Here is a 12,899-nt window from a genome sequence, read left to right as displayed (position 1 = left end):
AACGGCGGCCTACGGCCGGGCCGGCACGGCGAGACGTTCGGCGCCCACAGCGATGTTGCGGGCCATGCCGCCGAAGACCAGCGCGTGGAACGGCGCCACCGCGGCCCAGTACGCGTGCCCCGCCAGACCCCGGGGCAGGAACACCGCCCGTTGCCGGTACCGCACCCCTCCGTCGTCGTCCCGCTGCACCTGCATCTCCAACCAGGCTCGGCCGGGCAACCGCATCTCGGCGCGCAGCCGCAGCAGCTCGCCCGGCACGATCTCCTCCACCCGCCAGAAGTCCAGCGCCTCACCCACCCGCAGGTGGTGGGGGTTACGCCGACCACGCCGCAGCCCCACCCCACCGACCAGTCGGTCCAACCAGCCGCGCACCGACCAGGCGAGCGGGAACGAGTACCAGCCGTTGTCTCCACCGACCCCCTCGATCACCTGCCACAACGCCTCCGGCGAGGCGTCCACCGCCTGCTCCCGCAGGTCGGTGTAGGCGGTGCCGCCGCTCCACTGCGGGTCGCTGGGCAACGGCTCGGCGGGGGCGTCCGCACCGGCCGCGGTCGACCAGCGGGTCTCCACCTGGGCGTCGCGGACCATGGCCAGCGCCAGCTCGACGGCCCGGTCGAAGCCGGTGAGCCCGCCCGGAGGGTCCGGCAGGTACGCCGCGATGTCGTGCTCGTGCGCGACCGCCTCGTGCACCAGGCTCTCCACCAGCGGCCGGGCGAGCGCGTTCGGCACCGGGGTGACCAGTCCGACCCAGTACGACGACAGCGTGGGCGTCAGTGGCCGTACCGGTAACAGGATCCGGCGGGAGAGCCCGGCGACCCGCGCGTAGCGCTGCATCATGTCGCCGAAGGTCAGCACGTCCGGGCCGGCGATGTCGAAGGCACGGTTGAGCTCCGCTGGCATTCCGGTGCAGCCGACCAGGTAGCGCAGCACGTCGCGGACCGCGATCGGCTGGATCCGGTTGGCGACCCAGCGCGGGGTGACCATCACCGGCAGCCGTTCGGTCAGGTAGCGCAGCATCTCGAAGGAGGCCGAGCCCGAACCGATGATCACCGCTGCCCGCAGCACCACCGTCGGCACCCCGCTGTCCAGCAGGATCCGGCCCACCTCGGTGCGGGAGCGCAGGTGCGCCGACGAGCGCTCGTCGCCGGCGGCCGGCGCCGGCCCGCCCAGGTAGACGATCCGGCGTACGCCCGCGGCGCGGGCGGCGTCCGCGAAGGCGGTCGCGGCCTGCCGGTCGGCGGCCTCGAAGCCGGCCTGGCCGAGCGAGTGCACCAGGTAGTACGCCACGTCGACGTCGTCGAACACCCCGGCCAGGCTCTCCGGCCGGCTCAGGTCACCCTCGACCACCTCGACCTGCGCGGCCCACGGCACGTCGCGCAGCCGGCCGGCCCGCCGCGCCAGACAGCGCACCGTGTATCCCTCGGCCAGCAGGCGCGGCGCCAGGCGCCCGCCGATGTATCCGGTCGCACCGGTCACCAGGCATCTCACGCCTCCAGTCTGCGGTCTCATAGACTCTGGCGCTGTGGAGACCGCCGAGGGCACCTTCTGGGGGCCGGACTTCGAGCAGCTCAGCACCACCGACCCGGAGATCGCGGAGGTGGTGCTCGGCGAGCTCGACCGGCTGCGCGGGGGCCTGCAGCTGATCGCCAGCGAGAACCTCACCTCGCCGGCCGTGCTGGCGGCGCTGGGCTCCACGCTGACCAACAAGTACGCCGAGGGCTACCCGGGGCGGCGCTACTACGGTGGCTGCGCCCAGGTGGACCGGGCCGAGGAACTGGGCATCGCCCGGGCGAAGGACCTCTTCGGCGCCGAGCACGCCAACCTGCAACCGCACTCCGGCGCGAGCGCCAACCTGGCCGCGTACGCCGCGCTGGTGCAGCCGGGCGACACCGTGCTGGCGATGGAACTGCCGCACGGTGGGCACCTGACCCACGGCAGCCGGGTGAACTTCTCCGGCCGGTGGTTCCACCCCGTCGGCTACACGGTCCGGCGGGACACCGAGCTGATCGACTACGACGAGGTCCGCGACCTCGCCCGCGCCCACCAACCGAAGATGATCATTTGTGGGGCGACGGCGTATCCGCGACTGATCGACTTCGCCCGGTTCCGGGAGATCGCCGACGAGGTGGGCGCGTACCTGATGGTGGACGCGGCGCACTTCATCGGGTTGGTCGCCGGACAGGCGATCCCGTCACCGGTGCCGTACGCCGACGTGGTCTGCGCGACCACCCACAAGGTGCTGCGCGGCCCCCGCGGCGGCATGATCCTCTGCCGGGAGTCGCTGGCCGAGCGGATCGACAAGGCGGTCTTCCCGTTCACCCAGGGCGGTCCGCTGATGCACGCGGTGGCGGCCAAGGCCGTCGCGCTGCACGAGGCGGCGCAACCGGCGTACCGCAGCTACGCCGCACAGGTGGTGGCGAACGCGCGGGCGCTCGCCGACGGTCTGGCGGCCGAGGGGATGCGACCGGTCTCCGGGGGCACCGACACCCACCTGGCCCTGATCGACCTGCGGGATTCCGGGGTCACCGGCGCCGAGGCCGAGGCGCGCTGCGACGCCGCCACCATCACGTTGAACAAGAACGCCATCCCGTACGACCCGCAGAAGCCGATGGTCGCCTCCGGTATCCGGGTCGGCACCCCAAGCGTGACGACCCAGGGCATGGGGGAGGCGCAGATGCGCCAGATCGCGCAGCTCATCGCCCGGGCGGTACGCGCCGACCCGTCGGCCGCCGGTGGGACCGACGAGCTGGCCCGGATCGCCGCCGACGTGGCCGACCTGGCCGCCGAGTTCCCGGCCTATCCCCGATGAGCGAGCCCCGTACCGGCGAGCCCGACGTGCCGCCGACGACCGCGCCCCGGGCGGGGGAGCCCGGTGCCATCCGGGCCCGCGTGCCCCACCTGCGCCTGCCGCTGCTCGCCTGCGCCGGGTTGGCCGTGATCGCGGTGCCGGCGGCGGCCTGGCTGCGTGGCCCGACCGGGGCGGCGGGGATGGCCGCCGGGATCGCCCTGGTGATCGTCAGTTACCTGATCTCAGGGCTCTCGGTGGCCTGGGCGGACGCGGTCCACCCGAGACTGATCATGTCGGTGGGACTGGTCACCTACGTAACGAAGATCGTCATCCTGGGGGTGGTGATGGCCGCCGTCGCGGCCACCGGCTGGCCCGGGCTGCCGGACATGGGCGTGGCCATCATCGCGGCCGTCGTCGTGTGGACCGGCGCCCACCTGACCTGGGCGTTGCGCTCCCCGCTGCCGCACGTGGACCGTCCAGCGGGTCACTGACCGTACGGCTGGCGTTTCCCGGGCGTTTCGTCGGCCTGTCCGGCTGGCCGGACAGGAGTAGGCTGATTCCGGCTTGACGCGCCCGCACCCGCCGCCCGCACGCTGCTCGCAGTGTGGGGGGTGCCGCACACTCGCGAAACACCCGGCTGATAGTGTTCGCCTCGTCATGGCCGACAACCCTCACCGCAGAAGCCCCGACGAAGACTCGTCGGAAGGTGTCGCCGGAGCCGTCCTCGGCTACCTGCTCGCCGGCATCGTGGTGTGGGGATTCCTCGGCTGGTTGGCGGGGGAGTTCCTCGGCGTGCCGACCGGCGTGGGAATCGCCGTGGGCATGATGCTCGGCGCAGCCGGAGCGATCTACCTGATCATGAAGAGGCTCAGTGCCTGAGTGCCGGCACGCGCGGGTCTGTCGAGTGCGGAGGATGACACGGTGAGCGGACAGCTTGTCGCCGCAGAGGGCCTTCCCTGGCCCCCCAGCGTCGAAGACTTCTATCCGCCGGATCTCGCCGGCCCGTGGGTCACGAAGTTCACGCTGATGGTCTGGCTGGCCGTCGGTCTGCTGATCATCTTCTTCATGGCCACCTACCGGAACCCGAAGCTGGTGCCGAGCAAGGGCCAGTGGTACGCGGAGTCGATCTACGGCCTGGTCCGGGACAACATCGCCCGCGAGCAGATGGGCAAGGACGGGATCCGGTTCGCGCCCTACTTCACTGTGCTGTTCTGCTTCATCGTGGTGACCAACCTTTTCGGTATCACCCCCGGGTTGCAGATCTCACCGAACTCGCACATCGCCTTCCCGATCGTGCTCGCCGCGATCTCCTACGTGATGTACCTCTACATCGGTGTCCGCAAGCACGGTCTGGGCCGCTACCTCAAGCAGAGCCTGATCCTGCCCGGCATCCCGTGGCCGATGCACTTCCTGCTGATCCCGATCGAGTTCCTGCAGACGTTCGTGGTGCGGCCGGTCACGCTGGCGGTCCGGCTCTTCGCCAACATGTTCGCCGGCCACCTGATCCTGCTGGTGTTCACCGTCGGCGGCTTCGTGATGCTCGCCTCGGACAACCTCTTCGTCCAGATCTCGTCGATCGCCGCGTTCCTCATGGCGATCCTGATGGCCTTCTTCGAGGTGCTGGTCGCGCTGTTGCAGGCGTACGTCTTCGTCACTCTGACCGCCAACTATATCGGCAGCTCCCTCGCCGACGAGCACTGATCCACAGACCCCGGCGGGCCGCCCGGCCCGACCTAGCTTCCGGCACGACCGCGTACGCGTGAGAACTCACGCGTCTACTAGGAGGAATACCCGCAATGGACGTTCTTGCCGCCATCGAGGGCAACGTCAACACCATCGGCTACGGCCTCGCCGCCATCGGCCCCGGCATCGGTGTCGCCCTGGTCTTCGCGGCCTACATCCAGGCCAGCGCCCGTCAGCCGGAGTCCGCCGGCTACAACCGCACCTGGCTGGTCCTGGGCTTCGCGCTGGTCGAGGCGCTCGCCCTGTTCGGCCTGGTGCTCGCGTTCGCAGTCTGACGGTCCGTTAGTCGACCCGGAGGTCTGACATGAATCTCGCCGCTGAAGGCCACCACCCGCTCGTGCCGATCTGGCAGGAGCTCGTCGTCGGGACGATCGCCTTCGCCCTGCTCTGCTTCGTCCTGATGAAGTTCGTGCTGCCGCGCATGGAGGCGATGTACCAGGCGCGGGTCGACGCGATCGAGGGCGGCCTCAAGCGTGCCGAGGCTGCTCAGGCCGAGGCCAACCAGCTGCTGGAGCAGTACCGGGCCCAGCTCGCCGAGGTGCGTACCGAGGCGGCCCGGATCCGGGACGACGCCCGTGCCGACGCCGAGTCGATCCGTACGGACATCCTGGCCAAGGCCCGGGAGGAGTCCGACCGGATCATCGCCGCCGGCCGGGAGTCGCTGGCCGTGGAGCGCCAGACCATCGTGCGCGAGCTGCGCGCGGAGGTCGGTGGCCTCGCGGTCGACCTGGCCAGCCGGATCGTGGGTGAGTCGCTCGCCGACGAGGCCCGCCGCAAGGGCACCGTCGAGCGGTTCCTCACCGACCTCGAGAGCGCGGGGACCCGCTGATGCAGGCCGCCAGCCGGGAGTCCTACGCCGCCGCGCTCGCGCGGCTGGAGGAGCACGTCGCCGGTGCCGAGCCGTCGGCGGTGGCCGGCACCGGCGCGGAACTGCTCGCCGTCGCGGACCTGTTGCGGCGGGAGGTCCGGCTGCGCCGGGCGCTCTCCGACCCGGCGCGCGCGGGCGCGGACCGGACCGGTCTGCTGAACTCGGTGCTCTCCGGCAAGGTCGGCGCGGACACGCTCGACCTGCTCGGGGTTCTGGTCGCCGGCCGCTGGTCGGCGCCGTCGGAACTGCTCGACGGCGCGGAACGCCTCGGCGTGCAGGCCCTGCTCGCCAGCGCGGACCGCGCCGGTGAGCTGGGCGAGGTGGAGGACGAGCTGTTCCGTTTCGGCCAGGTGGTCGCCGCGGACCCACAGCTGTCCAACGCCCTGTCCGACCCGATGGCGCCGGTGGCGCAGCGGGCCGAGCTGGTCGGGATGCTTCTGACGGGCAAGGCCCGGCCGGTGACGGTGCGGCTGGCGGAGGCGGCACTGGCCGGCTTCGGTGGCCGGTCGTTCACCGCCTCGCTGTCCCGATTGGTGGAGTTGGCGGCGGAGCGGCGGGACCGGCAGGTCGCGTATGTCACGGTCGCCGCCCCACTCACCGAGGAGGAGGAGCAGCGACTGGGCGATCGGCTATCCGCCATATACGATCGACAGGTTGCTGTCAAGCTTACGGTTGACCCGACGATCCTCGGTGGAGTGAGCGTCCGGGTGGGTTCGGACCTGTACGACGGTACGATCCTCCGCCGCCTCAACGAGACCCGCAACGCGCTCGCGAAGCGCTGACCAGCACCCCGCGCAGCGCCCGGAAACGACAGTCGACCCGAGGACCGGTCGGTACTAGGTATCCCGGGCCCCTGATACTTAAGGAAGCAGAGGATGGCCGAGCTGACCATCTCGACGGAGGAGATCCGCGGCGCCCTGGAGCGCTACGTCTCCTCCTACTCGCCCGACGTCTCCCGTGAGGAGGTCGGCACCGTCGCCGACACCGGCGACGGCATCGCCCACGTCGAGGGCCTGCCCTCGACCATGACCAACGAGCTGCTGGAGTTCGAGGACGGCACGCTCGGCGTGGCGCTGAACCTCGACGTCCGGGAGATCGGTGTCGTCGTCCTCGGCGACTACTCCGGGCTCGAAGAGGGGCAGCGCGTCAAGCGCACCGGCCGGGTGCTCTCGGTGCCGGTCGGCGACGGCTTCCTGGGCCGCGTGGTCAACGCGCTCGGGCAGCCGATCGACGGCCTCGGCGACATCGCCGACGAGGGCTACCGCGAGCTGGAGCTGCAGGCCCCGAACGTGATGGCCCGGCAGTCCGTCTTCGAACCGCTGCAGACCGGCATCAAGGCCATCGACGCGATGACCCCGATCGGTCGGGGCCAGCGGCAGCTGATCATCGGTGACCGCAAGACCGGTAAGACCACGGTCGCTCTGGACGCCATCCTCAATCAGCGGGAGAACTGGGCCTCCGGCGACCCGAAGAAGCAGGTCCGCTGCATCTACGTCGCCATCGGCCAGAAGGCCTCCACCATCGCCGGCATCAAGGGCATCCTCGAGGAGGCCGGCGCGATGGAGTACACCACCATCGTCGCCTCCCCGGCGTCGGACCCCGCCGGCTTCAAGTACCTCGCCCCGTACACCGGCTCGTCCATCGGACAGCACTGGATGTACGGCGGCAAGCACGTCCTGGTGGTCTTCGACGACCTCAGCAAGCAGGCCGAGGCGTACCGGGCGGTGTCGCTGCTGCTGCGTCGCCCGCCGGGCCGTGAGGCGTACCCGGGTGACGTCTTCTACCTGCACTCCCGCCTGCTGGAGCGCTGCGCGAAGCTCTCCGACGAGATGGGCGGCGGCTCGATGACCGGCCTGCCGATCATCGAGACGAAGGCCAACGACATCTCGGCCTTCATCCCGACCAACGTCATCTCGATCACCGACGGCCAGATCTTCCTGGAGACCGACCTGTTCAACCAGGGCGTCCGGCCGGCGATCAACGTCGGTACCTCGGTCTCCCGGGTCGGCGGCGCGGCCCAGGTGAAGCCGATGCGCAAGGTCGCCGGCTCGCTCCGGCTGAACCTGGCCCAGTACCGCGAACTGGAGGCGTTCGCCGCCTTCGCCTCGGACCTGGACAAGGCCTCCCGCGCCCAGCTGGACCGCGGTGCCCGCCTGGTGGAACTGCTCAAGCAGCCGAACTACTCGCCGTACCCGGTGCAGGAGCAGGTCGTCTCGGTCTGGGCCGGCACCGAGGGCAAGCTCGACGACGTCCCGGTCGGTGAGGTTCGCCGCTTCGAGACCCAGTTCCTGGAGCACCTGCGGCGCAAGCACAACGCCACGCTGCAGGCTATCGCCGACAACACGTGGGACGACGAGATCATCGCGACCCTCGACTCCGCCATCGCGGAGTTCAAGCAGGGCTTCCTCGGCCGTGAGGACGAGCGCACGATCAACGAGGCGCCGGCGGCGCCGCTGGAGGGCGAGGCCGAGCACGAGACGGTCACCCGCTACAGCGGCGGAGCCCCGGCCCAGAAGCAGTAGGGCCGGGCCATGGCGGCGCAGGTACGTGTTCTTCGTCAACGCATCCGCTCGGCGAAGGGGATGAAGAAGATCACCAAGGCGATGGAGCTCGTGGCGACGAGCCGGATCGCCAAGGCCCAGGCCCGGGTGGAGGCGTCCCTGCCGTACTCCCGGGCCATCACCGGCGTGCTCACCGCGCTGGCGTCCAACGCCTCGGTCGACCACCCGCTGCTCACCCCGCGCGAGCGGGTCCGGCGGGCGGGCGTGCTGCTGGTGACCGCCGACCGGGGTCTGGCCGGTGGTTACAGCTCCAACGCCATCCGGACGGCCGAGTCGTTGGTCGCCCGGCTCCAGGCCGACGGCAAGGAGCCGGTGCTCTACGTCATCGGGCGCAAGGGCGTGTCGTTCTACCGGTTCCGTAACCGGCCGATCGAGGCCAGCTGGACGGGTTTCTCGGAGCAGCCGTCCTTCGCCGACGCCCGTGAGGTCGGTGAGACGCTGATCAAGGCGTTCGCCGCCGGTGCGGACGACGTCGACGGCGAGCCGGGCCCGGACGGGGTGCGCGGGGTGGACGAGCTGCACATCGTCTACACCGAGTTCAAGTCCCTGATGACGCAGAACCCGGTCACCCGGATCATCGGCCCGCTGCAGATCGAGGAGCGGCCCCGGTCGGAGGCGGCGCCCGGCGTGCTGCCGGCTTACGAGTTCGAGCCGGACGCGGAGGCGCTGCTCGACGCGCTGCTGCCGAAGTACATCAACACGCGGATCTACGCGGCGTTGCTGGAGTCGGCGGCCAGCGAGTCGGCGGCCCGGCGGCGGGCGATGAAGAGCGCCACCGACAACGCCGAAGAGATGATCGACAAGTACACGCGTGAGATGAACTCGGCCCGCCAGGCCGGGATCACCCAGGAGATCAGTGAGATCGTCGGCGGCGCGAACGCGCTGGCCGCGTCGGGAAGTGAAGTGTGATGACTGCCCCAGTAGAGACCAAGACGGCCACGGGTCGCGTGGTCCGGGTCATCGGCCCGGTCGTCGACGCCGAGTTCCCGCGCGACGCCATGCCGGACCTGTTCAACGCGCTGCACGTGGACGTGACCCTGTCCGGCGGCGAGAAGACGCTGACGCTGGAGGTCGCCCAGCACCTGGGTGACAACCTGGTCCGCGCCATCTCGATGCAGCCGACCGACGGCCTGGTGCGCGGTGCCGAGGTGCGCGACACCGGCGGCCCGATCAAGGTGCCGGTCGGTGACGCGGTCAAGGGCCACGTCTTCAACGCCATCGGCGAGTGCCTCAACCTCACCGAGGGCGAGACCATCCAGGCCGACGACCACTGGGGCATCCACCGCAAGGCCCCGGCCTTCGCCGACCTGGAGCCGAAGACCGAGATGCTGGAGACCGGCATCAAGGTCATCGACCTGCTCGCCCCGTACGTGAAGGGTGGCAAGATCGGCCTGTTCGGCGGTGCCGGCGTGGGCAAGACGGTGCTCATCCAGGAGATGATCACCCGTGTCGCCCGCAACTTCGGTGGTACCTCGGTCTTCGCCGGCGTGGGTGAGCGGACCCGTGAGGGCAACGACCTGATCCACGAGATGACCGACTCCGGCGTCATCGACAAGACCGCCCTGGTCTACGGCCAGATGGACGAGCCGCCGGGCACCCGGCTGCGGGTGGCACTCTCCGCGCTGACCATGGCGGAGTACTTCCGCGACGTGCAGAAGCAGGAAGTGCTGCTCTTCATCGACAACATCTTCCGCTTCACCCAGGCCGGTTCCGAGGTCTCCACCCTGCTGGGCCGGATGCCCAGCGCGGTGGGTTACCAGCCGACCCTGGCCGACGAGATGGGCGAGCTGCAGGAGCGGATCACCTCCGTCCGGGGCCAGGCCATCACCTCGATGCAGGCGATCTACGTGCCGGCGGACGACTACACCGACCCCGCCCCGGCCACCACGTTCGCCCACCTGGACGCCACCACCAACCTGGAGCGGTCCATCTCCGACAAGGGGATCTACCCGGCGGTGGACCCGCTGGCCTCCTCGTCGCGGATCCTGGCCCCCGAGTTCGTCGGCCAGGAGCACTTCCAGGTGGCCAGCGAGGTGAAGCGGATCCTCCAGCGCTACAAGGACCTGCAGGACATCATCGCCATCCTCGGCATCGAGGAACTCTCCGAGGAAGACAAGATCACCGTGGCCCGGGCCCGGCGGATCGAGCGCTTCCTGTCGCAGAACACCTACGCGGCGGAGCAGTTCACCGGCGTGCCGGGCTCGACGGTCCCGATCAAGGAGACCATCGAGGCCTTCCGCAAGATCAGCGAGGGCGAGTACGACCACTTCCCCGAGCAGGCGTTCTTCATGTGCGGCGGGCTCGACGACCTGGAGAAGAAGGCCGCCGAGCTGATGAAGGGCTGACCCTTCGGCTCCGCTGAGAGACACGAAACAGAAAAGGCCGTCCCGGTAACCCCGGGGCGGCCTTCTGTTCATCTTCGCGACGTACCATCCCCGCTTGCCCGGTTTCCCGTGCTCGGCGATCACGCCGCTTGCGAGATACCGTCTAGCCACGCTCATGCGCCGATGAGCGTTGATCCGTTTAAACCATTGGACCGCGCGCGTCCGTATCCCTCGGTGGGGCGCGACGAACGGAGAAGCTTGTGGGTAGGGCCGGTAGACGCGGCAAGCCTGGTGGGCGCTCGTCGGTGTGGCGGGGCGTGCCCCGCTGGGCGCAGCTCTGCACCATCTTCGGCGTCATCCTGATGGTCCTCAGCGGGACGAGCCTGGTGGGCGCGGAGGCGCTGATGGCCCGTTACGAGGGCGCGATCGGCAAGGCCGACCTCTTCGGCGACCAGGCGGCCGGTGCCAACACGCGCAAGAGCGACATCAAGGGACCGCTCAACATCCTGCTGGTCGGCATCGACCCCCGCGACGAGGACACCCCGCCGCTCTCCGATGCGATCATGGTTCTGCACGTGCCGAAGGAGATGGACCGCGCGTACCTCTTCTCCATCCCGCGCGACCTCTACGTGGAGATCCCGCCGTTCCGTAAGGCGGAGTTCGGCGGCGCCACCACCAAGCTCAACGCCGCGATGTCGTTCGGCAGCCGGGTGCCGGGTGGGAAGCCGGACGCGGCCCGCGGCTTCGAACTGCTCGCCCTCACCGTGCAGCAGGTCACCGGCATCGAGCGGTTCGACGCCGGCGCGATCATCAACTTCTCCGGCTTCCAGAAGATCGTCGACGCCATGGGCGGCGTCACCATGAACATCGAGCGGGAGGTCCGCTCCGAGCACCGGGAGCCGAACGGCAAGCACCGCCAGGGCAACCCCAATGGCAAGGGCTACATCGGGCCGCAGGCGGTTTACCCGAAGGGCAAGCAGCACCTGAGCGGCTGGCAGGCGCTGGACTACGTCCGCCAGCGGTACCCGGAGAACGGTGTCCCGGACGGCGACTACGGCCGGCAGCGGCACCAGCAGCAGTTCGTCAAGGCGATGGCCGGCCAGGCGCTCAGCGCCGACGTGGTGACCAACCCGGTCAAGCTGGACAAGGTGCTCCGCGCGGCCGGCGAGTCACTGATCTTCAGCGGCCGGGGGCACAGCGTGGTCGACTTCGGCCTCGCCCTCAAGGACATCCGCCCCGGCAACATCCAGATGATCAAGCTGCCGGGCGGCGGGATCGTGGAGAACGGCAAATACCTGGGTGAGCGGTTCGAACCCGAGGTGGACGACTTCTTCGTGGCCCTGGAGCGGGAGCTGCTGGACCCGTTCCTCCTGGAGCATCCCAAGCTGGTGAACAAGAGCTGACAGTGGTGTGGGTCTCGGCACCCGCCTGAAGAACACGACCGGGGCGCGACTAGAATTTTCCCAATCCGCCGCCTCAGCAAGGAGACAGCGTGGCAGAGCAGCTTAACGTCCAGCTCGTGGCCGTCGAGGAGAAGGTCTGGTCGGGCAAGGCCGAGATGGTCATGGCCCGGACGACCGAAGGTGAGCTGGGTGTGCTGCCGGGGCACGCGCCCCTGCTCGGCCAGCTCGCCGAGCCCGGCCAGGTACGCATCAAGCTCCCCGGGGGTGAGCAGCTGACCTACGACGTGGCCGGCGGCTTCCTGTCGGTCAGCGAGCAGGGCGTGACCGTGCTGGCCGAGAACGCCACTCCGGCCGCCGCCGCTACGGGCAACTGAGCCGACCCGCCGATGGAGATCGTGGAAGGGATCGGAATCGGCTTCGCCGTGATCCTCGGCGCGATCCTGTTCCTCTTCATCCGGCGGGCTCTGGTCACTCGTAGCGGAGGCATCATCCGGCTCAGCGTCCGGACCTCCACCATGCTTGACGGCCGCGGCTGGTCGCCCGGTTTCGGCCGCTTCGTCGGCGATCAACTCCGCTGGTACCGGATGTTCAGTTTCGCCGTACGTCCCAAGCGGGTGCTCTCCCGCGAAGGGTTGACGGTAGAGCGGCGGCGGCTGCCGGAGGGGCAGGAACGAATGTCCATGCCGGCCGACTGGATCATCCTCCGCTGTACCAGTCGACACGCCCCGGTCGAGATCGCAATGGCACGATCCACCGTCACCGGGTTTCTCTCCTGGCTCGAGGCCGCCCCTCCGGGGGCGGTCTCGCCACGTGTGGCCTCCCAGGACTGGCCCGCCGCCTGACCCAGGCCGCGCCCGTCCGAGCTCGGCCTGCCGCGTTGTGATCGTGGGCTGCAGCCCGCCCGTGCCACACCCTCGTCGTGGGTGACCTCCGCCCGGGTGCGCCGGGTGTCCGGTTTCGTGGTGTGTCGGGTGGGGATCTTGGTGCGGTTTCGCCCTTCGGTGGGTGGTTTGGGACCAAGATTGCGGGGCGGTTGGGGGCTCGGGGTGGAATGGGTGGCGGGTCGGGGTGGTTGTTGACGGGTGAGCGACCGTGGAAGATCGCCTGCCGGCGTGGTGGGTGGGTGTGGTCCGGGAATGGTGGCGGGCCGCCGGTCGTTGGACATGGCTGAGCGACCGAGGAAGATCGCCCGCCGGCGTGGTGGGTGGGTGT

The 12,899-nt window shown here is 69.8% G+C and carries 14 protein-coding genes; 13 read left to right on the top strand and 1 reads right to left on the bottom strand.

The window, feature by feature from the left end:
• Positions 1-9 precede the first annotated feature (9 nt).
• Entirely contained in the window at positions 10-1,488 is a 1,479-nt protein-coding gene (locus SM447_RS20775) for an SDR family oxidoreductase (RefSeq protein WP_474574509.1), read from the bottom strand.
• Positions 1,489-1,522: 34 nt separating this feature from the next.
• Here SM447_RS20775 and SM447_RS20770 point away from each other — a divergent pair, with 34 nt between their 5' ends.
• From SM447_RS20770 to SM447_RS20710, 13 genes are all read left to right on the top strand, one after another.
• A complete protein-coding gene (locus SM447_RS20770) occupies positions 1,523-2,809 on the top strand; it encodes a serine hydroxymethyltransferase (protein ID WP_474574508.1) in 1,287 nt (428 codons plus the stop codon).
• A complete protein-coding gene (locus tag SM447_RS20765) occupies positions 2,806-3,279 on the top strand; it encodes a hypothetical protein (RefSeq protein ID WP_474574507.1) in 474 nt (157 codons plus the stop codon). The genes SM447_RS20770 and SM447_RS20765 overlap by 4 nt, the downstream gene beginning before the upstream one ends.
• A gap of 166 nt (positions 3,280-3,445) precedes the next feature.
• Complete coding sequence (locus tag SM447_RS20760; RefSeq protein WP_474574506.1) at positions 3,446-3,667, top strand: hypothetical protein; 222 nt, start codon at positions 3,446-3,448, stop codon at positions 3,665-3,667.
• On the top strand, positions 3,668-4,489 hold the full coding sequence (gene atpB / locus SM447_RS20755) for a F0F1 ATP synthase subunit A (protein ID WP_474574505.1): 822 nt from the start codon (positions 3,668-3,670) through the stop codon (positions 4,487-4,489).
• A gap of 95 nt (positions 4,490-4,584) precedes the next feature.
• A complete protein-coding gene (gene atpE, locus SM447_RS20750) occupies positions 4,585-4,806 on the top strand; it encodes an ATP synthase F0 subunit C (RefSeq protein WP_474574504.1) in 222 nt (73 codons plus the stop codon).
• 29 nt (positions 4,807-4,835) lie between these two features.
• Positions 4,836-5,360 (top strand): F0F1 ATP synthase subunit B, encoded by a 525-nt coding sequence (locus SM447_RS20745; RefSeq protein ID WP_474574503.1) that lies wholly within the window; start codon positions 4,836-4,838, stop codon positions 5,358-5,360.
• Positions 5,360-6,181 (top strand): F0F1 ATP synthase subunit delta, encoded by an 822-nt coding sequence (locus tag SM447_RS20740; protein WP_474574502.1) that lies wholly within the window; start codon positions 5,360-5,362, stop codon positions 6,179-6,181. The genes SM447_RS20745 and SM447_RS20740 overlap by 1 nt, the downstream gene beginning before the upstream one ends.
• Positions 6,182-6,274: 93 nt before the next feature.
• Complete coding sequence (atpA, locus tag SM447_RS20735; RefSeq protein WP_474574501.1) at positions 6,275-7,921, top strand: F0F1 ATP synthase subunit alpha; 1,647 nt, start codon at positions 6,275-6,277, stop codon at positions 7,919-7,921.
• Positions 7,922-7,930: 9 nt separating this feature from the next.
• Positions 7,931-8,869, top strand: coding sequence for a F0F1 ATP synthase subunit gamma (locus tag SM447_RS20730; RefSeq protein ID WP_474574500.1), 939 nt, complete (start codon positions 7,931-7,933; stop codon positions 8,867-8,869).
• Positions 8,869-10,305: a F0F1 ATP synthase subunit beta gene (gene atpD, locus SM447_RS20725; RefSeq protein WP_474574499.1), complete on the top strand. Its 1,437-nt coding sequence runs from the start codon at positions 8,869-8,871 to the stop codon at positions 10,303-10,305. The genes SM447_RS20730 and atpD overlap by 1 nt, the downstream gene beginning before the upstream one ends.
• Positions 10,306-10,544: 239 nt before the next feature.
• Positions 10,545-11,687 (top strand): LCP family protein, encoded by a 1,143-nt coding sequence (locus SM447_RS20720; protein WP_474574498.1) that lies wholly within the window; start codon positions 10,545-10,547, stop codon positions 11,685-11,687.
• A gap of 89 nt (positions 11,688-11,776) precedes the next feature.
• Entirely contained in the window at positions 11,777-12,061 is a 285-nt protein-coding gene (locus SM447_RS20715) for a F0F1 ATP synthase subunit epsilon (protein ID WP_474574497.1), read from the top strand.
• A 12-nt stretch (positions 12,062-12,073) separates the two neighbouring features.
• The gene (locus SM447_RS20710; protein ID WP_474574496.1) at positions 12,074-12,529 is read left to right on the top strand and encodes a DUF2550 domain-containing protein; all 456 of its coding nucleotides are present in this window, start codon (positions 12,074-12,076) and stop codon (positions 12,527-12,529) included.
• Positions 12,530-12,899 lie beyond the last annotated feature (370 nt).

The organism is Micromonospora aridisoli (assembly GCF_056150025.1).
The sequence above is the reverse complement of the archived record's forward strand: the minus strand, read 5'-3'. Positions and strand labels throughout refer to the sequence as shown.

Coding starts and splice junctions, on each gene's coding strand:
- SM447_RS20760 (WP_474574506.1), top strand. CDS start 3,446: ATGGCCGACAACCCTCACCGCAGAAGCCCCGACGAAGACTCGTCGGAA.
- atpE (WP_474574504.1), top strand. CDS start 4,585: ATGGACGTTCTTGCCGCCATCGAGGGCAACGTCAACACCATCGGCTAC.
- SM447_RS20765 (WP_474574507.1), top strand. CDS start 2,806: ATGAGCGAGCCCCGTACCGGCGAGCCCGACGTGCCGCCGACGACCGCG.
- SM447_RS20710 (WP_474574496.1), top strand. CDS start 12,074: ATGGAGATCGTGGAAGGGATCGGAATCGGCTTCGCCGTGATCCTCGGC.
- atpA (WP_474574501.1), top strand. CDS start 6,275: ATGGCCGAGCTGACCATCTCGACGGAGGAGATCCGCGGCGCCCTGGAG.
- atpD (WP_474574499.1), top strand. CDS start 8,869: ATGACTGCCCCAGTAGAGACCAAGACGGCCACGGGTCGCGTGGTCCGG.
- SM447_RS20730 (WP_474574500.1), top strand. CDS start 7,931: ATGGCGGCGCAGGTACGTGTTCTTCGTCAACGCATCCGCTCGGCGAAG.
- SM447_RS20740 (WP_474574502.1), top strand. CDS start 5,360: ATGCAGGCCGCCAGCCGGGAGTCCTACGCCGCCGCGCTCGCGCGGCTG.
- SM447_RS20745 (WP_474574503.1), top strand. CDS start 4,836: ATGAATCTCGCCGCTGAAGGCCACCACCCGCTCGTGCCGATCTGGCAG.